The sequence below is a fragment of the Pseudomonas sp. Mb7 genome (assembly GCF_054790525.1).
The window spans coordinates 2,546,193-2,567,888 of sequence record NZ_CP186501.1 but is presented as its reverse complement, the minus strand read 5'-3'; the positions used below and the strand labels follow the sequence as shown (position 1 = coordinate 2,567,888).

Below are 21,696 nucleotides of genomic sequence, written 5' to 3'. Positions count from 1 at the left end.
ACAGTGAGCGCTACGGCAGAAGCAGGAGCGCGGGGCACAACCAAGCGATGTTGTGCGGCGTTCTGATTGATTTGGAAACCGTCAGACATCCTGACGGTTCCCGATTGCTGCACCTCAAGCGTTCTCTGCAAGCCTGCGCACGTCACCCAGGGAGTCACGCTGCATCGACTGCAGGTTCTTTTCGATGGTTTCGCACAGCGCTTCCATCTGAATCTGATGCTCGCTGTGGCGAAACGGACTTTGCAGATCGGTGCCGATGCGCTCGATGGCCAGCAGCATAAAGCCCACCACGGTCGACGCCAGCGGCGTGAACCAGCCCAGGGATTCCACTAGTCCGATCGGTACGATCAGGCAGAACAGCGAAATAAACAGCCGCGGAAAATACACATAAGGGTAGGGCAGCGGCGTATTCGCAATCCGCTCCATGCCACCCTGGCTGTTGGACAAGTCCACCAGCGTCGATTCCAGCCGCGCCAGGCGAATGCTGTCGAGGCGCCCGGCCTTGTATTCCCGAGCGAGCAAAGTCGCCGAGCCAGTGAGGATGTCGTTGGCAAAGTTATTGGTGGTGCCGCTGCGGGCGAACTCCTCGGCGGGAATGAACGCGCGGACTTCCTCAGGGCAAGGCTGGCCTTGCAAATGCGCTGCGAGGCAATTCACATAGGCGACGTGGCGGCGTAATAGAGTCGACTTGACCGGATTGACCTCGTTGTCAGCGTCATCCAGCAACGTCAGCACCTGCCGGGCGAAACTGCGCGAATTGTTGATCATCGAACCCCACAGCGTCCGTGCTTCCCACCAGCGGTTGTAGGCGCTGCTGTTGCGGAAACTGATCAACACAATCAACGCCGAACCCAATAAAGTCAGGGGCATGAGGGGTAAATTCAGCTTGGTGTTGAGAAACAACATGAAGTCGACAGTGACAGCGATGTCCCAGAGCAACAGCCAGAACAAGGCCCAGCCGACGTAGCCCAGCGTTTTGATGATCAATCGGTATTTTCTGACGATGGCAGCTTTCAAACGGAAACCTCGTGGCGAGCGGTAAGCGTTAACGCTTTAGCTCGGACGCTGTTTTCGGGGGAAAGGTTCGCTCATCGATGCAGCGCCCGAGTGATCACCGGCAAAGACGTTACACGCTATGTGCTCGATACGCCTGGCACATCCATATTGATCTTGCGCCAGCAAGCTTCCGACAGACTGTAGACCGAGAACGCCATCAGCCCCAGGGCTATTACCATCAAGATCAGCCAGCCAGCGGGTAGATTCTGCAGCGCATCGAGCGCTTCCTTCATACCCGGGGGATCCATGGCCCGATAGGTAGAGCCGCTGATTGCCAGGAGCAATGCGATCTCGATAAACACGACGCCGCGCGCGATCAGGCCAAACCGCGAGACCGGGCGGACGTAGCGCATGACCTCTTCGTCGGCCTCGAAATACTTCTCGAACGACGCTTTCCAGCCCTTGATGATGTGAGCAATGCCTACACCGAGCGGCACGAGGGCGATCAGGTACACCAGCCAGTTCGAATGTTCCCAGGACAGAAGATTCGCCAGCCAGTCTTTGGTTTGTCCTGCGGAATTGCCCGAGCTTTTAATCCCGCTGATGAGCAGGCCCAATGCAAAGAACGCCAGAGCACCGTTGACCAGACCTCCCACAAACAACCCTGTGCGGATCACCAGACCTTTGAGTTTTGTGCCGTGATGATCGACATCACGCGTTGCCTGCAGGACACGCCAGGCGGCAAATGCGAGCAGTCCCGCCACGACAAGTCCAACCAGAAAATAGCCGAATGGCTGGCCTAACAAGGCTTCCAGACTCTTGTGGCTGTCCTTCGGTTTAGTCGAATCCTGGGCTGCCAGCAACGCAAAGATACCGATGATCAGATAAAGCATTCCTCGGGCGGCATAGCCTCCCCGAGCGAGGAGGACGAGGTTGCGTTGCGCGGACATGGGGGTATTCCTGAGAGGTTATAAGAGAGCAGACCCTTCTTGCCGGGAGGGGTTCTATGACCTGTCGAAGAACGCCGTGAGCGGATTTCCATAGATGACTCAGCAATAGCCGGAATCGTCATTTGATCGAAACAACGACCTTGCCCTTGGCGCGTCCCTGCTCGACGTATTTCAACGCCTCTGCTGTAGATTCAAAGGGGAACGTTCGATCAATCACCGGTTTGATGATGCCGGCCTCGACCAGTGCGCTGATCTGCTGCAGTTGGGCGCCGTTGGCGCGCATGAACACGAATGCGTAATTGACGTCCTGCTTGCGTGCCTTGCGCCGAATGCCGAGGCTCAACAGGCGCATGACCTGCTGCAAGGGCCAGGACAAACCTTGCTCCTGTGCGAATTGCGCGGTGGGTGGCCCAGAGATGGAAATCAGCTGGCCACCGGGCTTGAGCACCTTGATTGACTTCTCCAGGACATCAGAACCGAGGCTGTTCAACACCACGTCGTAGCCGTGCAAGACACTTTCGAAGTTCTGCTGTTTGTAATCGATCACCACGTCAGCCCCTAGCGCCTTGACCCATTCGACATTCGCGGTGCTAGTGGTTGTGGCGACAAAGGCACCGAGGTGTTTGGCAAGCTGAATGGCAACGGTGCCGACGCCGCCGGAGCCGGCGTGAATCAGTACTTTCTGGCCTTTTTCCAGCTGGGCGGTTTCGACCAGCACTTGCCAGGCGGTCAGTGCCACCAAGGGCAGGGAAGCAGCCTGTGCCATGTCGGTATTGGCCGGTTTGAGGGCAATCGCATTTTCGTTCACGGCGATCAACTCAGCGAAGGTGCCGATTCGTGCTTCGGGTGGGCGAGCGTACACCTCGTCTCCCGGTTTGAAGCGTGTCACTTGCGTGCCGACTTCAGTCACCACGCCTGCCAGATCGTTGCCCAGAATCAATGGAAACGCGTAGGGGAGGATCAACTTGAATTCGCCGGTGCTGATCTTCGAGTCCAGCACGTTGACGCTGCTGGCATGGACCTCGATCAAGACGTCGTGAGAACCCACTGCCGGGAACGGCGCTTCGCCGATGCGCCCGGGGTGTTTGCCATAGCGATCAATCAAAAAAGCTTTCATCGAGGTGCGGCTCTTGTCGGTGTACGGAGGGTAGTCGGTGCGTTGCGGATTCGATGCAGCGCCTTGTGACTGCATCTAATCTGCCGCGCATGCTCGCTAGCTGAGGATCACTCTGGCGTCTGGTAGCGCTGGGCAACCTCAGATTGGCGGATTTGCCCGATCAGGCCCAGCCGTGCGCCCTGCAAGGCATCCCAGCGCTCTGCTTCGTGCAGCGGCGGAATGGTCACCGGTTCGCGACGATCGAAGCCGACGAGCGCAGCATCCACCAGATCACCCACCTCCATGATTTCGCTCAAGGTGTTGATGTCGACGCCGGAGCGATCCCAGATTTCCGTGCGTGTGGCGGCCGGCAACACGGCCTGCACGTAGACACCCTGAGGCGACAGTTCCAGGCTCAGTCCTTGGGACAGGAACAATACAAACGCCTTGGTCGCGCCGTAGACCGTCATGCCGAACTCCGGTGCGAGGCCAACTACCGAACCGATGTTGATGATCGCACCGTCACCGGCCTTGGCCAGGCGTGGAGCGATGGCGCTGGCAAGCCGCACCAGTGCGGTGGTGTTGAGGGCGACCAGTTGCGCCACTTTGTCGGTGCTTTGCTCGACGAAATGGCCGGACAGCGCCGCGCCGGCGTTATTGACGAGGACGCCGATACGGGCATCGTCGCGCAGGCGGTTTTCAACAGTGGTCAGATCGCCGGGTTGGATCAGGTCCGCCGGGATCACATCGACGGCGACGTCATGCTCGCTGCGCAAGCGCGCAGCCAGTGCATCCAGGCGCGCCTGATCGCGGGCGACCAGCACCAGATCGTGGCCGCGTTGCGCAAAGCGTTCGGCGTAGACCGCGCCGATGCCGGTGGAGGCGCCAGTGATCAGAACAGTAGGGCGAGTGCTCATGGTTTATCTCTCTTTGAGGGTGTGAGAAGCAGAACGCGCTCAGCTTGCGCTGATGCTCGATTCAGCCAGCGGCGATTGAGGTTGTTCCGTGCCCGTTGATGAAGATCGATGGTGCGAGCAATTAGGATGATGATCTAAATCTAAACTGTCAACGGTTTTGATTATGGCCAACATCTATGTATCATCGGACGCAGGATTTCCCCGGAAACACGAGGTATTGCACGTGAGAGTGACCAAGGCCCAGGCGCAGGCCAATCGAGAACACATCGTTGAAACCGCCTCAGAGCTGTTCCGTGAGCGCGGCTTTGACGGCGTCGGCGTGGCGGACCTCATGGCGGCCGCCGGTTTTACCCATGGTGGTTTCTATAAACATTTCGGGTCGAAGGCCGACCTGATGGCCGAAGCCTCGGCGTGCAGTCTGGCCAAATCGCTGACAGCCGCCCAAGCGCTGGATGTTCCGGGTTTCATCAACGTCTATGTGAACAGAGAACATCGCGACGGACGCGGCGACGGTTGCACCATGGCCGCGTTGGGCGGCGACGCGGCGCGTCAGTCGGATGAGGTGAAAGCGACGTTTGCCGAGGGCATTGAGCACACCCTGCAAACCCTGGGCGAGAAATACCCGAGCGGGCCGGATGCCGAGGCGGGTGAGGGGCGCAAGAAGATGATTGACCTGCTGTCGCGGGCCGTCGGCGCGATTATCCTGTCGCGTGCCTGCCCGGATGATTCCGCGCTGGCAGACGAGATTCTTGAGGTATGCCGCGCAGAAATGCTCGCTTCGTTGCCTGCCGATAACGCCGTCGCAGAGTAGCAGCGCGGCTCATTCAGCGAGCGCTTTGGCCCTGACGATGGAGAACGCTTGCGGCAGCTGGGCGCCATTCTTCGCCGCAAGAATCTCGGCCATCACGCTGACGGCGATTTCCGCAGGCGTCTTGCTGCCGATGTAGAGGCCGATCGGCCCGTGTAGACGCGCAAGCGACGCCTCGGTCTCGCCAAAATGCTCGATCAGGCGTTCGCGACGCAGCTGGCTGTTGCGCCGCGAGCCGATGGCGCCGATATAGAACGCCGGGCCGTGCAGCGCTTCGAGCAAGGCCAGATCGTCGAGTTTGGGGTCATGACTCAAGGCGACGATGCAGGTGCGCAGATCGACCGCGAAGTCGCGGACCACGTCGTCCGGCATGCCGACAATGCGCTCCACACCGTCTACCGCCCAAGTCTCGATGTACTCGGGACGCGGATCGCACACCGCCACCTTGAAACCGTTGAACAAGGCCATGGTCGCCAGATACTCGGCCAGCGCGCCGGCACCGATCATCAGCATTCGATAGCCCGGCCCCAAGGTGTTGAGCATCTGCACGCCATCGAAGCTGAACTGTTCCGGCGTTGCGGTAGATTCAAGTGTGACCTGACCAGACTCCAACGCCAGACGACGGCGAACCAGTTGCCCGGCGTCCAGTTGCCTCATCAACTGATCAAGAGACTGCCACGCCGGGTTGAACTCAAGGATCAGTTCAAGCGTGCCACCGCACGGCAAGCCAAAGCGATGCGCTTCATCGGCGCTGACGCCATAGCGCACCACTTGCGGCGCGCTGTCGCTAAAAGCGCTGCCGCCATGGGCCGTGGTATAGCGATGGATCAGATCGTCCTCGATGCAGCCGCCGGACACACTGCCCACCACGCGACCATCGTCACGCAAAGCCATCATCGAACCGGTCGGACGCGGTGAAGAACCCCAGGTGCGCGCCACCGTGGCGAGCAATACACGCTCGCCAGCGGCAAGCCAGTCCCGCGCTGTGCGCAGGACCAGCAAGTCGATGCTTTCCATCAGTGTCTCCTCTTAGCGCATCTGCAGAATGATCGGGCTGCTGCTGGCCGGATCGGTGTGTTCACGCAGTTTGCCCACCGTCTGCGCATCAACCGCAGTGCTTTGATTGCCCCAGGTGCTGCGCATGAAGGTCAGCACTTCGGCGATCTGCTGATCCGACAGCTGTTCACGGAAGGCCGGCATGCGATAGGCATCCGGCACGCCAGCCGCGACGACACGCTGCGAGCCATTGAGGGTGATGTTGATCGCCGAGGCGCTTTCCTTGGCCAGTGCAGAAGTCGCGCCGGCCAGCGGCGGCATCCATTCGGACTGGCCCTTGCCGTCCAGACCATGGCAGGAAGCACAGCGCGTCACGTAGGTATGAGCACCGGGCGAGTCCAGACGCTCCGCCGCCGAAACCGCTTGATACTGCCAAGGCTCGCCATCGCGCTGGCGGTCGCCAGGCAAGGACTTCAGGTAGTGGGCAATCGCGGTCAGATCGTCATCGGTCATGAACTGCGTGGAGTTGTTGAATGCTTCGGTCATCGAGCCGTAGACCACCGCATGTTTGTTGCGACCGGTCTTGAGGAACTGGACGATCTCCGGTTCGCTCCAGCGGCCCAGCCCGGTGTTGTGATCATCACGCAGGCTCGGTGCGTACCAGCCATCGAGCAAAGCGCCAGCGAGGTATGGCTTACCGGCCTCATCCAGTGCCTTTTCGTTGAACGCCAAACCGCGCGGCGTGTGGCAACTACCGCAATGCCCGGCGCCTTGAACGAGGTAAGCGCCACGGTTCCACTGTTCATCCTGCGAAGGTTTCGCCGCATAAGGCTCGGCGTCGACAAACACGCCATTCCACAGCGCAATCGGCCAGCGCAGGTTCAGTGGAAACGGAATCGCACTGGGGATGTTCGCCTGTTTCACCGGCGCCACGCCTTTCATGAAGAACGCATACAGCGCACGCACATCGTCATCACTGAGCTTGGCGTAGGACGGGTAGGGCATCGCCGGGTACAGACGGCGACTGTCGGGCGCCACGCCGTGGCGCACCGCTCGGTCGAAGTCCGCCAGGCTGTAGTGGCCGATGCCGGTTTCCGTGTCCGGAGTGATATTGGTCGCATGGATTGAGCCCAGCGGTGTGGCCATTTCCAGGCCGCCAGCGAATGGCGCGCCCCCTGGCACGCTGTGGCAGGCCACGCAATCGCTGAGCCGGGCGACGTATTCGCCATGGGCGACCAGTGCCGGATCGATGTCGGCCACGGCGATCTGATGGGTTTCCAGGCGCGAGACAGGCTCGCGGGTGACATACCAGGCCAGCAGGCCTGCCGCGACCAGGCACGGCACTGCCAGCCAGCCAGCGGTTCTTGCGAATCGGCTGTTATTCATGGACGCTCCGGCGCTGATCAAGTGAAGGTGTGTCGGCTCAAGGGCAGGCTACGCACCCGCTGACCGGTTAGGGTCGCCACCGCGTTAGCGACGGCGGGCGCGACCGCAGGCAGCGGCGGTTCACCGATGCCACCCATTTTTTCTCCACTCTCGACCACACGCACGTGGACCCGGGCCATCCGCGCAGGCGGCAGGATCGGGTACAAGTCGTAATTGCGCGCTCGGGGTTTGCCATCAATCCACACGGCTTCTTCCACCAGGGTTTGCGACAGCCCCAGCGCCACGGCGCCATTGACCTGCGCTTCGACAATCGCCGGGTTGACGATGCTGCCCGGGTCAATCGCTTGCCAGATATCGTGCACCTTGACTTGGCCGTTCTCGATGGACACCTCGGCGATCACCGCCGTCTCCGTACCGAACGGCGAAGCCATGGCCACGCCGCGCGCACGTTTGCTGCCGTCCTCGGCGGTAAACGGCCCGCGCTTCCAGCCACCGGACAGTTCACCCACTGCTTGCAGCAGAGTGGTCAGGCGTTTGTTGTCGCGTAACAGATGCAGGCGCAAATCGAACGGGTCTTTGCCGCCCTTGTCGGCCAGTTCGTCGAGGAACGATTCATAGAAGAAGTCGTTGAGCGAATTGCCCACCGAACGCCAGTAACCGAGCATGGCCGGGCCTTTGACGTAGATCTGCGCGATGCGCTTGTTGGGGATCGCGTAGGACTTGCCCGACAAGCCTTCAAGTGCCGTCGGATCGAGCTTCTCACCCTGCTTGCCGGCGAGGGCTTCGGTCGGGCCTTCGGTGGCACTGATCGCTTCGATTGCCAGCGGCCAGCCGTCGCTGTCCAGTGCGGCACGGAAATTCACTGCGGCAACGGGACGAAGCACGTCACGCAGGAACTCTTCTTCGCGACTCCAGATCAGTTTGACCGGACGGCCAACTGCCTTGGACAGCGCGATCGCCTGCGGATAGGGACTGGCCGAATCGTAGAGGAAATGCCGGCCAAAGAACCCGCCCAGCAGCGGCGAATGCAAGGTGATGCGCGAAATATCGAGGCCCGTGCGTTTGGCGATGTCCGCACGGAACATGTCCGGCGCCTGATTCGGCAACCAGACTTCCAGCGAACCGTCCGGGTTGAATCGCGCCAGTGCCGACGGCGGCTCCAACTGTCCGTGGTTCAGGTATTGGTTGTGGTAAGTGGCGTCGATCCGGGTCTTGGTTTCCTTGAGAATCGCAGCCACGTCGCCTTCGTTTTCATCATCTTTGCCCGGGCCTTTATCTTCAGCGAGGCGCTTGAACCAGGCATCGCTGGAAAAGTCGGCGGGCATCGGCCGCACTTTGCTGTCGGCCGTTGGCTCTTGCCAGTCGACCTGGATCGCCTCGACCGCACGTTTGGCGTGCCACCAGCGCTCGGCGACTACCGCCACGGCACCCGGCAGACGATGCACGGAATGCACGCCTTTCATTGCCTTGACCTGCTCTTCGTTGCGCAGGTTGCCCACGGTCATGCCCAGACGCGGGGCGTGTTGCACGGCAGCGTGGAGCATGTTGTCGACTTTCAGATCGATGCTGTACAGCGCCTTGCCGGTGGACTTGTCATACGCATCGAGGCGCTTCACCGGTTTGCCGATCCAGCGGAACTGGCTCGGATCACGCAGTTGCACCGAAGCCGGATCGGGAACCGGCAGATCCATCGCCCGCTCAGCCAGTTCACCGTAGGCCAGCGAGCGGCCCGACTTGGCATGCACGACTTTGCCAGGCTCGGTGGTCAATTCACTCACCGGCACGCCAAGTTGCTGCGCACCCGCCTGCAATAACATGGCGCGGGCAAGGGCGCCGAGGCGGCGCATCACCGGGTAACTCATGCGCACCGACATGCTGCCGCCGGTGATGCGCATGCCGTTTTCCAACACCACATAGGCTTCGCCGGGCGGCGCCGCTTCGACCAGGAAGGTCGCCGGGTCGGCATCCAGTTCTTCACCGACAATCTGCGCCATTGCCGTGAAAGTGCCTTGTCCGCCTTCCATGAACGGGCAGAGCAGACGCACGCGGTTGTCCGGGCGGATTTCGAGAAACGCCGGCACCTGCGTGCCGCGTTCGGCAGTCGCCGCTGCAACGGCAGCTTGCACGCGTGTTGTACCGAGCGGCAGACCGAAACCGAGGACCAGCGCGCCGACGGCCGTACCGGTGAGAAAACGCCTGCGCGAAACATTGATCGGTTCGTGCAGATCCAGTGCTGAGGCTTGCAGTGAAGGGTCGATTCGAACGTTCATCACGCGTCTCCCTTGCCGGCCAGCTCATGCATGGCGGCATGAATCGCGTTGTAAGTGCCACAGCGGCACAGATTGACCATCGCCGCCTCGATCTGCGCATCACTCGGCTTGGGGTTCTGTTTGAGCAGCGCGGTGGCGGCCATCACTTGCCCGGACTGGCAGTAGCCGCACTGCGCGACCTGCAGATCGACCCAAGTCGACACCACCCGTTTGCCCACGTCATCGCTTTCGATCGCCTCAATGGTGGTGACCTCGCGGCCGACCACACCGGCCACCGGCGTGACGCACGAGCGCACCACATTGCCATCCACCAGCACCGAACAGGCGCCGCATTGCGCCAGTCCGCAGCCGTACTTGGTCCCGGTCATGCCCAGATCATCGCGAATCACCCACAGCAAGGGTGTATCGGCGTCGGCATCGACCTGATAGGTCTTCTGGTTGATTCGTAGTTCCATGATTCACCCGCTGATCATCGGTTGACGTGCATTGTTATGAGCGGTGACACGCAGCGAGGCGCATCAGCGTTTTTCGTTCAATTCGCTACTGAGCCGAGGGCTTCCGCCTCGAATGGCTGCCCGCGCAACAGGGCGATGTCTCGACTCGGCGCGGTGCCGAACAGCCGGCCATATTCGCGGCTGAACTGCGAAGGACTTTCATAGCCAACCGCAAACGCCGCCCGCGAAACGTCGAGGCGCTCGACCAGCATCAGCCGCCGCGCTTCGTTGAGCCGCAGCCATTTCTGGTACTGCAGCGGGCTCATTCCAGTGAGCTGACGGAAATGATGGTGAAAGGTCGGCGCGCTCATCTGCACCCGCGCGGCGAGATCGTCGATGCGCAGGGCATCGGTGTAGTTGACCTTGAGCCAGTCAATCGCTTTGGCGATGCGATAACCCTGACCATCGACGGCCGTGATCTGCCGCAGCCGTGCGCCTTGGTCGGTGTGCAGCAGCCGATAGTGGATTTCGCGCAGAATCAGCGGCGCCAGCACCGGGATCGCCTCGGGTTCATCCAGTAATGCCAGCAGCCGATCGAGAGCGCCCTCCAGCGCAGACGACAGGCTGCCAATCGCGGCGCCCGTGCCCGTTGCTGGCTGCCGCTTGGCCGGCAAGCCGCTCTTGGTGATGACCTCGGCGAGCATGCTGACATCCAGTTTCAGCACCAGGCCGACACAGGGCTGTGCTGGACTGGCGAGCATCACTTCGGAGTTGGCGGGCAGGTCCAGTGAGGTCACCAGAAACCGCGAAGGGTCGTAGCTGTAACCCTCGCCACCGACCCACAAGCGCTTTTCGCCGCGACCGACGAGAATCAGACTCGGTTCGATCATGCACACAACGGGGGGCGCCGGCTGGTCGCGACGAAACAGCGACAAGCCGGGTATGGCCGTGGCGAAGTCACCCGGCGCGCTCACACGCGGGTCAATGTTCAACGCCAAAGGCGATTCCTGGGGCAGAGGGGTAGGGATCATGTCGGGTCACTCCTGTTGACCGAACTCTAATCCGCGCGCGAGACGTTTCCTATCCATCACCCTGCATCGCCAGAGGATCAGGCAAGCATTCAAGAGGAATGCGCTAGGGAAGGGCCGGATTGACCGGGAGAATGTGTCTATCTGTTACAGGGGCAGTGCCCGAATGGGTTTCAAGCTGCTTGTCCCTGCGCATCACATCCACAGGTTTTTCGCACCACAGGTAGTTCCCATGACGTTTCCTTCTACAGATCCTTCTAAAAGAACCGGCGGCTGGAGCGCTGTGCTGGCCATGTCGCTGGCCGCATTCGCTTTGGTCGCTTCAGAATTCATGCCGGTCAGCCTGCTGACGCCGATTGCAGCCGACCTGCATATCACCGAAGGCCAGGCCGGGCAGGGCATTTCCGTGTCCGGTGCCTTTGCCCTGATCACCAGCCTGCTGATTGCCTCGGTCGCCGCGCGCATCGAACGCAAGAAATTGCTGCTGGGCCTGACCTTGCTGATGATCGTCTCCGGTACGGTCGTCGCGGTCGCGCCGGGTTATCCGTCATTCATGGTTGGGCGTGCGTTGATCGGGATAGCGATTGGGGGTTTCTGGTCACTATCGGCGGCGACTGCAATGCGTCTGGTGAAGCCTGAACAGGTTTCGCGAGCGCTGGCCATCGTCAATGGCGGTAACGCGCTGGCCACCGTAATCGCCGCTCCGGCGGGCAGCTTTCTTGGCTCGCTGATTGGCTGGCGTGGCGCATTCTTCTGTGTGGTTCCGGTAGCAGTGCTGGCCGCCGTGTGGCTGCTGATCAGCCTGCCGTCCTTTAAGGCCGAACGCCAGGCCGGTAGCGGCAACGTCTTGCGGCTGATGAAGCAATTGCCAGTGGCCTTGGGCATGGTCGCCGTCAGCGTCTTTTTCATGGGCCAGTTCATGCTGTTCACCTACCTGCGTCCCTTTCTTGAAGGCGTAACGGGCGTCAGTGTTTCAACGTTGTCCTTGATGCTACTGGGGTTGGGACTGGCCGGTTTTATCGGCACTTTTTTGATCGAACGGTTCATGGGGCGCGGCCTCTATCGCACGCTGACCATCATCCCGCTGATCATGGCGGCCATCGCGCTGGCGTTGGTCAGCTTCGGCAAATCACCGGTACTCACCGCCGTATTGCTCGGACTCTGGGGACTGGTTGCTACCGCCGCGCCGGTCGGCTGGTGGACATGGCTGGCGCAGACGCTGCCGGATGATGCGGAAGCCGGAGGCGGCTTGCTCGTGGCCATTGTGCAACTGGCGATCGCCGGAGGCGCGATCATTGGTGGTCTGGCTTTTGACCTGAGCGGATACAAAGCCACATTCGAGCTCAGTGCTGCGGTGTTGGTTGTCGCGTCAGTGCTGGCCTGGGTGGCGGGGCGCAATGCCACGGAGGTTCATCTTGTCGAGGCGAATGCGCCGGCGGGAGCTTGATGCCCATCTGAAATTGGGCGAGTGTGGAACGTCAGTTTTCAGCATCTGTACTGGCGCAGTTCGTTGACCCAATAAAGCCAGACTTGACCGAATCTTCGATCGCTAGAATTGACAGTGCCCGCGGTTAAGCGGGCACTGCTTTCTATATGGGAAAAAGGCCTACACGCCTGCTTACCACTTGTAACTCACTTTGGCGGTAATCTCGCGACCCGGGTTGTAGAAGTTCGCCGTGCCGGAACCGACCACGTGCTGCTCATCGAACAGGTTGCTGAGGTTCACCGCAAGGTCGGTGCCTTTGGCGATCTTGTAGTTGAAGGCGGCGTCGAACAGCGTGGTGCCATCGCTTTTGTCGGAGTTGGCGGCATCGAAGTAATAAGAACCGACGTAGCGCGCCCCCAAGCCAACGCTGACATCAGTCGCGGGCACGTCGTAATAGCTCCAGAGCGAAGCGGAATGCTTGGGTGCCGTGGAGAACTCATTACCCTTCAGCGAACTGCCGTCGTATAACGAACCGCGCAGTACTTCGGACTCCATATAGGAATAACCACCGATCAGGCTGAGGTTCTGCGTCACCTGCGCTTTCGCCTCCAGGTCGAGGCCACGCGCCCGCGACTCGCCCACGGTCTGTTGCTCAATGATGCCGCTCGGCAGCACCACAGCGATGGTGACGTTTTCCTGGGTCAGGTCATAAACGGCTGCGGAGAACAGTGCGTCCATCCCCATCGGCGCATACTTCACGCCCACTTCGTACTGCCGGCCCGTCTGCGGGGTGACGCCAACCTGCGGCGGCGAGACCGATTCCACCATGCTGATATAAGTGGACACCTCGTCGTTGACGATATAGGTCAACGCACCTCGGTAGGAGGTTTCGGAGAAAGTGTCTTTCTCTGTGGATTGCAAACCTTTGCTGGTCAGGTCCATCGAGTCGTTGCGCACACCGCCGGTGACGATGAAACGCTCGTAGAACGACAGGTTCTGCTGAAGGAATACGGCCTTGGTGGTCGCGTCTCGCTTGTTGACGGCATATGGCGCGATTGAGCGTGAGACGCCAGTAAACACGGGGTTGGCAATGTCAATCGAGGTCGTCGGGGCGTAGACCGAGCTTTCCTTGGTGGTCGAATCAAGGTACTCCACACCCACCAGGCTGCTGCTGTCGATGTTCTCGAAGCGGGCATCGTATTGCAGCATCAGATTGCCGTTGAACTGGTCGGCTTCGGTGTCCGTTCCAAACTGATAGCGGTCAACGGTGGTACCGACACGTGCGGCGCTGTCGCTGAGGTAAACGTAGCCAAAATCATCGGTCAGCTTGCTGTAACGCAGATTGCTGCGCAGCACGAAGCCGTTGTCGAAGTCATGGGTGACGTTACCGCTGAGACTGGTGCGCTCGACATCGTGAAAGTTGTAGCTGGGCTCGCCATAAAACTTGCTGCGGTCGTATTCCTTGTCCAGCGGATAACCGCCACTGTTGGGCGAACTTTCGGTTTTCAGGTAGTCCAGAATCATCGTCGCCGACGTGTAATCCGTCGGTGCCCAGGTCAGGCCACCCATAAACAACTGGTTATCGTCCTGCGAGTGATCGTACTCGCGGTCGCTGTTTTGGCCCTTGGCAGTAAAGCGGCCAGCCAGGGTTTTCTCGTCGTTCAGCGCATCCCCCACGTCGATACCTGTCTCGACATGATCAAACGATCCGTAGGTCACATAGCCTTGGCCAAACTGCTCGAAGCGCGGCTGTTTGCTCACGAAGTTTACCGAGCCCCCAGGGTCCGCCGGGCCAAACAGGGTGGAGTTGGCGCCGCGCAGAATCTCGATGCGCTCATAAGCGAATGGATCTTCGCGTACGCCGCGCATCGAACTCAGGGTCAAGCCGTCACGGTAAGTGGTGGCCTGGAAGCCGCGGATCTGGAAATAGTCATTGCGGTCATCCGTACCGTAGAAGTCAGTGATCACGCCGGGCGTGTATTGCAGCGCCTCTTCCGTGGTGCTGACGCTGCGTTGCTCCATTTCCTTGTTGGTAACAACTGATACCGATGCCGGTGTGTTGAGAATGCTGGTTGCCACTTTTCCGCCAACCCAGAGTTCCTTGGCGACCACCGAGTTGGCGTCGTCGTCGGCACTGACCCTGACCTTGGCATTGATGATGAGGGGGGCAAGGCGGTAGTCCTCTACATCCGTTGCGTCGAGTTCCAGCGGGCCGGCGGTTTTGGCTTGAGGGATCAGCAAGTAAGCATTCGGGCCTTGCTGTTCGATCTGCAATTGGCTCCCCTGCAGCAACGATGACAGCGCTGCCGACGTATCGAGCGAGCCATTCACGCCAGCGGTGGTGCGGTTCGCAACACTCGACGCGTCGAAGGAAAGACTGATGCCGGCCTCGCGCGCAAAGCGATCAAGCGCCGGCGCCAGTGGGCCCGCCGCGATATTCCACTGCTTGACTTGATTGCTGTGGTCAGCGCTCGACGTTTGCGCCAGTGATGGCAATGCGTAGCTGCTGACGATCAAACCCAGCATCGCACCCTGCAAGGCACGATTTAATGGATGGCGCTGTGAAACCGGGGACGAACTCATTTTCTCGCTCCAAGAAAGGACATCGACAGACTGGCCTGTATTCCGGCCTTCCTTAGAGGTCGAACGATAATGAGAAACCACCTCATTATTTTTCACGCGGCACAAAAAATTGATGGACTCAGGTAGCAGCGGTCACGGTTACCCAGTAACGGGTTCGGTAATCAATGTGCAAGCGCAGTGACTGCGCGATCAGTGCCAGAACCTGATCGTTGTCGCCGAGCTGGAAGGTGCCGGAAACGCGGCGATCCGCGACCTCTTCGGCGCAGCGCAATACCCCGGGGCGATAACGCGACAACTCCACGATGAAATCCTTGAGGCGCATATGGCGCGCACTGATCACTCCGTCACCCCAGCTCCACAAATCGAGGCCGTTGTCGCTGAACGTTCGGGCGCTGCTTGAGGTAAACAGCAGTTGATTGCCTGCCTGAACGCTGCGGCTTGCAGGACTTTGACTGGCGCCGGGGAACACTGTGACTGATCCTTCCTGAGCTGCGACCAGAGTGCCTTCGTCAAGCTCGCGTGCCAGAAAGCGGGAACTCTGGGCGCGCATGATCCCGTCACGTGATTGCACCCAGAACGGTCGCGCTTGCGGCGAGTGTTGATCGGCGCCGACATTCACGATGATTTCACCCCGTCGCAGGATGATCAGGCGTCGCTTGGCGTCGAAATCGCTGTCGACGGCGCTATCGCTATTGAGCTGGATAAGGCTGCCATCATCGAGTTGGAAGCGTCGTTGCTCGCCGGTGCTGCTGCGCTGCTGTGCAAGCATGGCGGGTACGGGTGTGTAGTCCCGGCCGAGCCAGGCTGCCGTGCCAACGGTGGCCAATATACCCAGTAGCTTCAGGCTGTGCCGCCGCCGCATTCCCTGATGGCTGCCATCAAGGGTTTGTCGCGCCAGTTGAGCGGGTACGCCGGTAAATTCATCCCCAAGCGTTTCCACACGCTGCCACGCCAACACATGCTCTGGGCGCTGCTGCAGCCAGTGCTCAAAAGAGTGCTGTGTTTGTTCATCGGCTTGATTGAAGCGCAGGCGCACCAGCCATTGGATCGCCTGTTCAACAATGGCCGGATCCAGCGCCTGCGGCTCAGGCCTCGACATAACGCAAGTGATAGCAGTGTTGCAGGGCCGTGGCCAGGTCGCGCTCAATCGTCGCCCGGGAAACACCGAGCTTTTCGGCTATTTGCGCGCATGTCAGACCGTCGAGTCGGGCAAATAAAAACGCCTGACGAACCCTTGGTTTAAGCATGCTGAGCATGCGGTCTATGCGCTCCAGCGCATCAAGAATCAGCAGCCGGCTTTCTTCCGAGGGAACCTCGTGTTGAGGCAGCAACGTGACGCTTTCCAGGTAGGCACGCTCGAGTTCGCGACGACGATACTGATCAATCATCAGTCCACGGGCGATACTGCTCAAATAGGCACGGGGTTCGCGCAAGGGGCTGGTCTGACGGGATTTAAGCAGGCGTACGAAGGTGTCCTGCGCCAAATCTGCTGCGTTATCGCGACATCCAATGCGTCGGATCAGCCAGCCGTGTAACCACGAGTGGTGGGTGCGATAGAGCAGCCCTAGATCTGCAGTACCTAGCGTTTCATCGCTGCGCATCGAATCCCCGGAAAGTACATGATTGATAATTAATCGCATTCTACTCAGGCGACAGGCCTTAGGCAAATACGAGGCGTTCAGCGTTCGCATTGGCGCGAATGGCATCACTCTGTAGGGGCTGCGAGTAAAAGAATGCATCCAGCGTCTGGACGATTTGAACGCTAACCACCGGGCACTTTTTCGTACAGACCCTGGCCAGCGGAAGGCTGCTCAGTGCATCAATGACGGTTGGGTCGCGACTGAGACAGTGAAGACCACGACAAACAGCACGACGACTCCCCAGAACATCACCATGATTGTCAGCATGACGGCCTTAAGGCCTTGATAAAGCCTGCGCAGCCAATGACCTTCGGGTTTTGCTTCAGAGCGGGTTCCTAGTACGCCTTTCAAATAGAAGCCGAGGAGCGCAAGCAGTGCGCCATCTATGGCGAGCGCAGGCAGGCCGGCTATGGGGAAAATGCTTTCCCACCGATAGAAAGAAGACCGGCTCAGAAAGACCACATAGCAAGTCAGACTGCCGTAGGGCAGTGCTCTCCACCATTTACCGGCCAGCGCGCCGACCATCAGGCACATGATCACCATGAACGGGCTGAGGAGAATATGGAGCATCCAGTCCAGTACGTTGGGCAAGTAGTCCGGGGAATGGATGCTGCGCCAGAGGTATTCCAACATTGTTCGGGTTCCTGCCGTCCATGAAGTAAGTGCTGCTGCGGTGCTTCCGTGCTGCAGCACGGTATCGGCGTGTTTTCGGGTTACATAAGGGGGTTATGTGAATTGGGCAGGAACGGACGTTTGCAAAGGACCGGTTCCGCCCTGTAACCACCGTTTACACAGCTTGATCGCTAGAGTTCCAGCCAGTCAGAATGAAGGTACGGAAAGCGCTCTTGCAGCCACTCAATAAAAGCTTGAACCTGGGGCGCCAGATGAGTCCGGCTCGGGTATAGCAACGACACCGGGCGAGGGGCTGGCCGATAGGGTTTTAGAATCTCCACCAAACCGCGACTTTCCAAATGCTCGGCCACGGCGATCCCGGGCGCCTGAATTATTCCGAAGCCAGACACGCCACACTGAACGTACGCATTCGACTCGGTGACGGTGATGCCGGCGTCAGGCACAAAGGATCGATCCCGACCTTTTACCGAAAAATGCCAGGGCAATGTTCTGTTGCTCTGACCGGACAAGAAGTTGACGCCTCGATGGGAGGCCAGATCGTCAAGTGTCTTGGGTTCGCCATGTTCGTTCAAATACCCGGGCGCGGCACACGTCACCATCGTCGCCATCGCGACAGGGCGAGCGATCAACGTCGAATCAGGTAGATCGCCGATACGCAACGCACAGTCGACGCCTTCGCCGATCAAGTCGACGGCCCGATCAGTCACGCCCAGAACCATGTTGATACTGGGGTAGCAGACGGTGAATTCTTTAAGGCTATTGATGAATTTCATCTGCGCGAAGGCGCTCGGGATATCGACGCGCAGCCGGCCTGTGAGCGTTGCTCCTGATCGATCGAACATTGAGGTCGCAGCAGCAATACCCGCCAGAATTTCCTGTACCCGTTCATAGAATCTCTCGCCCTCGGCGGTGAGTGCGACCTTTCTCGTGGTGCGCTGGAACAAGCGCACGCCCAATGACGTTTCCAGCTCCTGGATATATCGAGTGACCTGAGGTCGCCCGATGTCTAGCGATTCGGCAGCTTTGGTAAAGCTGCCAAGTTCGGCAAGCCTGGCGAACAGGCGCATCGATTGAAGCAATTCCATGACGCTTTCCTATGAACCCGAATGAATCAAAGGTTGAACATGATTGTTATCCAAGAATAGAACAATCATGTCTTTTTCCACGCATTTATTGCGCGCCTTCAGCAGCGAAAAATGCACCCAAGGCGGAACCGGCTCTGGTTCGTGGCCATTGATGTGTAATTGGAGACTGGCAATGAAAGCTTGGTTATTGAAAGATTTCGGACTCGACAACCTGCAATTGGGAGAGGTTGCGACCCCGCAACCCAAGGCTGGCGAGTTACTGGTGAAGGTCGGCGCTGTCTCGCTCAACTTTCGCGACAAGGCTATCGTCGACGGCATTTATGAACCGCACATGGTGCCCAAGCCGCTGATTCCAGTGAGCGATGCTGCCGGCACGGTAGTTGCGATTGGTGACAACGTCACGCGCTTTAAAGTCGGTGATCGCGTCAACTCCCACCTTTACTCCCGTTGGCTGGATGGCGAGCCAGGGCCGAACGAACCCGATTACTGCTTCGGTTCGCCGTTGCCCGGCGGTCTGGCCGAATACATGATCATCCATGAAGACAGTGCCGTCGGTGCCCCCGACAACATGAGCGACGAAGAGGCGGCAACACTGCCCATTGCTGCGCTCACAGCCTGGTATTCGCTGGTGGACTTTGGACAAATCCAGCCGGGCCAAACCGTATTGGTTCAGGGCACTGGAGGTGTATCGATATTTGCCGTGCAGATTGCTAGTGCACTTGGTGCGAAGGTCATTGCAACGTCGAGCAGCGACCAGAATCTGCAAACTGTGACGGGACTGGGAGCCGTGGCTGGCATCAACTACAGAACCACCCCGAAGTGGGCGGACGAAGTGCTGAAATTAACCGACGGCAAGGGCGTGGATCTGCTACTCGATGTGGCCGGTGGCAGCGGCATCAATCAATCGGTCGCAGCAACCAAAGCATCGGGGCGCATTGCACAGATCGGCTTTCTCACTGGACAAACCGTTGAGCTCAATCTGATGCCACTTATTTTCCGCCAGACGACCATTCGCGGAATCGCCGTGGCGCCGCGTTCATCATTCGACCGGATGAACGCGTTCCTCAACGAGCACGAAATCCGTCCCGTGATCGATCAGGTTTATCCGTTCGAGAAAGCACGAGAAGCTTACGAACATCTCGCGAGGGGAGCGTTTGGGAAGGTTGTGATCAAAGTCGCTTGATAACGTTGAGGCGCCAATTTGGCGCCTTTTTTCTCGCTCATCGCAGCTTATTCGCCACCAGAGTCTGAGCCGGGCTAGGCTCAGATTCCGATGTCAACGATAAGCAGGGGCCGTCGGACGACCATTCCATCAAGGCCCTACATGAGTTTGAAAAATCTTGCTAATCACAGTCCACTTGCCATCAACTTTCAGCAGATGAAAAAAGTCGGTGAAAGAGATGCCTGACATGTCGTTGGCGTCGATGCGAGCACTAGCCGCCGTACCGACGACTTCGACGCGGACGATAGCTGCTGGTGCGTCAGGAGAAGGGCGGAAACCCTTGTCGATCCCGTTGAACAGGATTGAAATTGCGCCGCCCGCCAGCTTACCGTCACCATCGACACTGAACATGGTTGCTTGCTCACTGAAAGCGGGCTTCATGATGCTGCTTTTGGCCTGCTTGCAGCCCTCAATGTATTTGTTAAGCACCTCGGTGATGGCTTGGTATTCTTCCACGTAAGTAGGCTTGCTCATGGTTTTGCTCCTGCTTCATCGCATTGCTGTTATTAGCTGATCTGATTAGTGCAAGAAAGCATCAGGCTTTGGTATCAAGCCAGACAGATCCATAACGTGTGTAGGCGGTAGGAATCTCGATGATTTCCTTAAGATCATCTGCAGCGGTGCGAACCCAGAATGGATCTCGGAGCATTTGCCGCCCGACAAACACCAGATCAGCTCGGCCGTTCTGCAAGATTTCTTCCGCCTGACGCCCACTCTGGATCACCCCCACAGCGCCTGTCGCAATATGCAATTCCTTACGCAGTAATTCAGCGGCCGGCACCTGGTAACCCGGGTAGGTCTCGACCTTGACCATCTTGATCCCGCCGGAGCTGCAGTCGATCAAGTCAACGCCCTGCGCTTTCATCCAGCGACCATATTCGAGAAACGATTCGGGCGTGTTTCCGCCTTCGGCGTAATCAGAGCTGGAGATGCGAACGAATAGAGGGCGATCCCCCCAATGAGTTTTAACCTCTTCCAGTACCTCGCGCAGGAAGCGATAACGACGCTTGGCATCACCGCCATACTCGTCGTCGCGGGTGTTAGCCAGCGGCGAGAGAAACTCACTTAACAAGTAGCCGTGCGCGGCATGGATCTCAAGCACATCGAAGCCCGCTTCGCTGGCGCGACGTGCGGCATCGCCGTAAAGCTTTACCAGAGCCGGAATCTCATCAGCCGCGAGTTCGCGAGGAACAGGGCTGGTTTGCGTAAATGGAATCGCCGATGGCGCGATGTGAATCAGACCGGGCAGGTCAGCATTGCGCCCCGCATGGCCGATCTGAGCGCCGGCTTTTGCACCAAAACCGTGAAGCAATTCTGTTAGCGCCTTCAAGCCAACAACGTGCTCATCGCTCCAGATGCCAAGGTCACCGGCTCCAATACGACCGTCAGCCTGAATGGCCAGCGTTTCGGGAAAAATCAGTGCTGCCTGACCCAGGGCACGAGCGCCGTAATGAACGCGGTGCCAGTCGGTCACGAAGCCATCATCCGCCGCCATGTGCATGCACATAGGGGACATGACGACCCGGTTTTTCAGGGTGAGGCCCTTAATTTCATAGGGTGATAACAACAAACTCATCTGGCAGATTCCATCGTGGTGAACATGGAATCATGCTAACTTTTGCAGCACATCGACGTAAGTACGCACAATTTTGTGCGGTAGGCACACTTTTTATACCAAGGTGATAACAGTGAAAAAATGTAACCCTCAGGATGAGATTGAGGCTTTCGCGTGTCCCGTCGCCTTCACTGTTGATGTCATTGGTGGAAAATGGAAATCGCTCATACTTTTTCACCTGATGTCGGGCACGAAGCGCTTCAACGAGCTGCGTCGGCTAATTCCAGATATCACGCAGAGGATGCTCACACTTCAGCTCAGAGAACTGGAGACTGACGGGGTGATTCATCGCGAAATCTATCGCGAGGTGCCACCCAAAGTTGAGTATTCGCTTACAGCGTTAGGTGACTCACTCGCGCCATTGGTGAGTGCGATGCGAGAGTGGGGCGCAGTGCATGAACGCACGATCCTGGAGCTCAGGCGCTCTGCCGTCTGTGACGACAAGTTGGAATCTCTGGCTTGAATCATGCCGATGTTGAGAGGTGGAGGGGGTGAACAATACGAAGTTTGATGCCCGCTTGGCGCAGGGTTGAAACTGCACGAAAATCACTCGCGCGTGATGAGGCGAATTTTTGAGGTCGCACTGCCGTTACGAAAAATTCGGGCTGCCA

General features: G+C 58.9%; 20 protein-coding genes. 4 read left to right on the top strand and 16 right to left on the bottom strand.

Annotation, left to right across the window (positions count from 1 at the left end; genetic code table 11):
• Window positions 1–114 precede the first annotated feature (114 nt).
• The 4 genes from ACOYXH_RS11740 to ACOYXH_RS11725 all read right to left on the bottom strand — a co-directional run bounded on the left by ACOYXH_RS11740 (window position 115) and on the right by ACOYXH_RS11725 (window position 3,959).
• Window positions 115–1,017 (bottom strand): bestrophin family protein, encoded by a 903-nt coding sequence (locus tag ACOYXH_RS11740; protein ID WP_095049020.1) that lies wholly within the window; start codon window positions 1,015–1,017, stop codon window positions 115–117.
• A 116-nt stretch (window positions 1,018–1,133) separates the two neighbouring features.
• On the bottom strand, window positions 1,134–1,946 hold the full coding sequence (locus ACOYXH_RS11735; protein ID WP_095049019.1) for a DUF1206 domain-containing protein: 813 nt from the start codon (window positions 1,944–1,946) through the stop codon (window positions 1,134–1,136).
• Between the two features lie 118 nt (window positions 1,947–2,064).
• Entirely contained in the window at window positions 2,065–3,063 is a 999-nt protein-coding gene (locus tag ACOYXH_RS11730; protein WP_108224572.1) for an NADP-dependent oxidoreductase, read from the bottom strand.
• 107 nt (window positions 3,064–3,170) lie between these two features.
• Window positions 3,171–3,959 carry an SDR family NAD(P)-dependent oxidoreductase gene (locus ACOYXH_RS11725; RefSeq protein ID WP_460410727.1) on the bottom strand — a complete coding sequence of 263 codons (789 nt, stop codon included), beginning with the start codon at window positions 3,957–3,959 and terminating at the stop codon, window positions 3,171–3,173.
• A 223-nt stretch (window positions 3,960–4,182) separates the two neighbouring features.
• Between ACOYXH_RS11725 and ACOYXH_RS11720 the strand changes: the two genes are divergently transcribed.
• Window positions 4,183–4,770: a TetR family transcriptional regulator gene (locus ACOYXH_RS11720; protein ID WP_460064631.1), complete on the top strand. Its 588-nt coding sequence runs from the start codon at window positions 4,183–4,185 to the stop codon at window positions 4,768–4,770.
• Between the two features lie 9 nt (window positions 4,771–4,779).
• Here the strand turns inward: ACOYXH_RS11720 and ACOYXH_RS11715 are convergent, their stop codons facing one another.
• The 5 genes from ACOYXH_RS11715 to ACOYXH_RS11695 all read right to left on the bottom strand — a co-directional run bounded on the left by ACOYXH_RS11715 (window position 4,780) and on the right by ACOYXH_RS11695 (window position 10,884).
• The gene (locus ACOYXH_RS11715; RefSeq protein ID WP_460410726.1) at window positions 4,780–5,784 is read right to left on the bottom strand and encodes an XdhC family protein; all 1,005 of its coding nucleotides are present in this window, start codon (window positions 5,782–5,784) and stop codon (window positions 4,780–4,782) included.
• Between the two features lie 12 nt (window positions 5,785–5,796).
• A complete protein-coding gene (locus ACOYXH_RS11710; RefSeq protein WP_320412983.1) occupies window positions 5,797–7,149 on the bottom strand; it encodes a c-type cytochrome in 1,353 nt (450 codons plus the stop codon).
• Between the two features lie 17 nt (window positions 7,150–7,166).
• Window positions 7,167–9,419 (bottom strand): xanthine dehydrogenase family protein molybdopterin-binding subunit, encoded by a 2,253-nt coding sequence (locus ACOYXH_RS11705; RefSeq protein WP_460410725.1) that lies wholly within the window; start codon window positions 9,417–9,419, stop codon window positions 7,167–7,169.
• Entirely contained in the window at window positions 9,419–9,874 is a 456-nt protein-coding gene (locus ACOYXH_RS11700; RefSeq protein ID WP_038361490.1) for a (2Fe-2S)-binding protein, read from the bottom strand. Before ACOYXH_RS11700 ends, ACOYXH_RS11705 begins: the two co-directional genes overlap by 1 nt.
• A gap of 77 nt (window positions 9,875–9,951) precedes the next feature.
• Window positions 9,952–10,884 carry an AraC family transcriptional regulator gene (locus ACOYXH_RS11695; protein ID WP_460410724.1) on the bottom strand — a complete coding sequence of 311 codons (933 nt, stop codon included), beginning with the start codon at window positions 10,882–10,884 and terminating at the stop codon, window positions 9,952–9,954.
• A gap of 229 nt (window positions 10,885–11,113) precedes the next feature.
• Between ACOYXH_RS11695 and ACOYXH_RS11690 the strand changes: the two genes are divergently transcribed.
• Complete coding sequence (locus ACOYXH_RS11690; protein WP_320412981.1) at window positions 11,114–12,328, top strand: MFS transporter; 1,215 nt, start codon at window positions 11,114–11,116, stop codon at window positions 12,326–12,328.
• Between the two features lie 171 nt (window positions 12,329–12,499).
• Here the strand turns inward: ACOYXH_RS11690 and ACOYXH_RS11685 are convergent, their stop codons facing one another.
• From ACOYXH_RS11685 to ACOYXH_RS11665, 5 genes are all read right to left on the bottom strand, one after another.
• Entirely contained in the window at window positions 12,500–14,890 is a 2,391-nt protein-coding gene (locus ACOYXH_RS11685; RefSeq protein WP_220556211.1) for a TonB-dependent siderophore receptor, read from the bottom strand.
• A 118-nt stretch (window positions 14,891–15,008) separates the two neighbouring features.
• Window positions 15,009–15,989 (bottom strand): FecR domain-containing protein, encoded by a 981-nt coding sequence (locus tag ACOYXH_RS11680; protein WP_460064622.1) that lies wholly within the window; start codon window positions 15,987–15,989, stop codon window positions 15,009–15,011.
• On the bottom strand, window positions 15,976–16,491 hold the full coding sequence (locus ACOYXH_RS11675) for a sigma-70 family RNA polymerase sigma factor (protein WP_150729239.1): 516 nt from the start codon (window positions 16,489–16,491) through the stop codon (window positions 15,976–15,978). The genes ACOYXH_RS11680 and ACOYXH_RS11675 overlap by 14 nt, the downstream gene beginning before the upstream one ends.
• A 210-nt stretch (window positions 16,492–16,701) precedes the next feature.
• Window positions 16,702–17,163, bottom strand: coding sequence for a hypothetical protein (locus ACOYXH_RS11670; protein ID WP_460410723.1), 462 nt, complete (start codon window positions 17,161–17,163; stop codon window positions 16,702–16,704).
• A 170-nt stretch (window positions 17,164–17,333) separates the two neighbouring features.
• Window positions 17,334–18,248 carry a LysR family transcriptional regulator gene (locus ACOYXH_RS11665; RefSeq protein WP_095126008.1) on the bottom strand — a complete coding sequence of 305 codons (915 nt, stop codon included), beginning with the start codon at window positions 18,246–18,248 and terminating at the stop codon, window positions 17,334–17,336.
• Between the two features lie 172 nt (window positions 18,249–18,420).
• Here ACOYXH_RS11665 and ACOYXH_RS11660 point away from each other — a divergent pair, with 172 nt between their 5' ends.
• Window positions 18,421–19,431 carry a zinc-dependent alcohol dehydrogenase family protein gene (locus tag ACOYXH_RS11660; RefSeq protein WP_095126007.1) on the top strand — a complete coding sequence of 337 codons (1,011 nt, stop codon included), beginning with the start codon at window positions 18,421–18,423 and terminating at the stop codon, window positions 19,429–19,431.
• A gap of 129 nt (window positions 19,432–19,560) precedes the next feature.
• On the opposite strand, the gene ACOYXH_RS11655 is transcribed toward ACOYXH_RS11660, so the two are convergent.
• A complete protein-coding gene (locus ACOYXH_RS11655) occupies window positions 19,561–19,944 on the bottom strand; it encodes a nuclear transport factor 2 family protein (RefSeq protein WP_258708238.1) in 384 nt (127 codons plus the stop codon).
• A 61-nt stretch (window positions 19,945–20,005) separates the two neighbouring features.
• A complete protein-coding gene (gene namA, locus ACOYXH_RS11650; protein WP_095126005.1) occupies window positions 20,006–21,046 on the bottom strand; it encodes an NADPH dehydrogenase NamA in 1,041 nt (346 codons plus the stop codon).
• A 112-nt stretch (window positions 21,047–21,158) separates the two neighbouring features.
• Between namA and ACOYXH_RS11645 the strand changes: the two genes are divergently transcribed.
• On the top strand, window positions 21,159–21,548 hold the full coding sequence (locus tag ACOYXH_RS11645; protein ID WP_093431515.1) for a winged helix-turn-helix transcriptional regulator: 390 nt from the start codon (window positions 21,159–21,161) through the stop codon (window positions 21,546–21,548).
• The last annotated feature ends 148 nt before the right edge of the window (window positions 21,549–21,696 follow it).

Excerpts from the sequence above, each read along its gene's own strand:
- ACOYXH_RS11715 (WP_460410726.1), bottom strand. The coding sequence starts at position 5,784 with ATGGAAAGCATCGACTTGCTGGTCCTGCGCACAGCGCGGGACTGGCTT.
- ACOYXH_RS11735 (WP_095049019.1), bottom strand. The coding sequence starts at position 1,946 with ATGTCCGCGCAACGCAACCTCGTCCTCCTCGCTCGGGGAGGCTATGCC.
- ACOYXH_RS11690 (WP_320412981.1), top strand. The coding sequence starts at position 11,114 with ATGACGTTTCCTTCTACAGATCCTTCTAAAAGAACCGGCGGCTGGAGC.
- ACOYXH_RS11695 (WP_460410724.1), bottom strand. The coding sequence starts at position 10,884 with ATGATCCCTACCCCTCTGCCCCAGGAATCGCCTTTGGCGTTGAACATT.
- ACOYXH_RS11685 (WP_220556211.1), bottom strand. The coding sequence starts at position 14,890 with ATGAGTTCGTCCCCGGTTTCACAGCGCCATCCATTAAATCGTGCCTTG.
- ACOYXH_RS11660 (WP_095126007.1), top strand. The coding sequence starts at position 18,421 with ATGAAAGCTTGGTTATTGAAAGATTTCGGACTCGACAACCTGCAATTG.
- ACOYXH_RS11700 (WP_038361490.1), bottom strand. The coding sequence starts at position 9,874 with ATGGAACTACGAATCAACCAGAAGACCTATCAGGTCGATGCCGACGCC.
- ACOYXH_RS11705 (WP_460410725.1), bottom strand. The coding sequence starts at position 9,419 with ATGAACGTTCGAATCGACCCTTCACTGCAAGCCTCAGCACTGGATCTG.
- ACOYXH_RS11725 (WP_460410727.1), bottom strand. The coding sequence starts at position 3,959 with ATGAGCACTCGCCCTACTGTTCTGATCACTGGCGCCTCCACCGGCATC.
- ACOYXH_RS11680 (WP_460064622.1), bottom strand. The coding sequence starts at position 15,989 with ATGTCGAGGCCTGAGCCGCAGGCGCTGGATCCGGCCATTGTTGAACAG.
- ACOYXH_RS11670 (WP_460410723.1), bottom strand. The coding sequence starts at position 17,163 with ATGTTGGAATACCTCTGGCGCAGCATCCATTCCCCGGACTACTTGCCC.
- ACOYXH_RS11710 (WP_320412983.1), bottom strand. The coding sequence starts at position 7,149 with ATGAATAACAGCCGATTCGCAAGAACCGCTGGCTGGCTGGCAGTGCCG.
- ACOYXH_RS11675 (WP_150729239.1), bottom strand. The coding sequence starts at position 16,491 with ATGCGCAGCGATGAAACGCTAGGTACTGCAGATCTAGGGCTGCTCTAT.
- ACOYXH_RS11730 (WP_108224572.1), bottom strand. The coding sequence starts at position 3,063 with ATGAAAGCTTTTTTGATTGATCGCTATGGCAAACACCCCGGGCGCATC.
- ACOYXH_RS11655 (WP_258708238.1), bottom strand. The coding sequence starts at position 19,944 with ATGAGCAAGCCTACTTACGTGGAAGAATACCAAGCCATCACCGAGGTG.
- ACOYXH_RS11665 (WP_095126008.1), bottom strand. The coding sequence starts at position 18,248 with ATGGAATTGCTTCAATCGATGCGCCTGTTCGCCAGGCTTGCCGAACTT.
- namA (WP_095126005.1), bottom strand. The coding sequence starts at position 21,046 with ATGAGTTTGTTGTTATCACCCTATGAAATTAAGGGCCTCACCCTGAAA.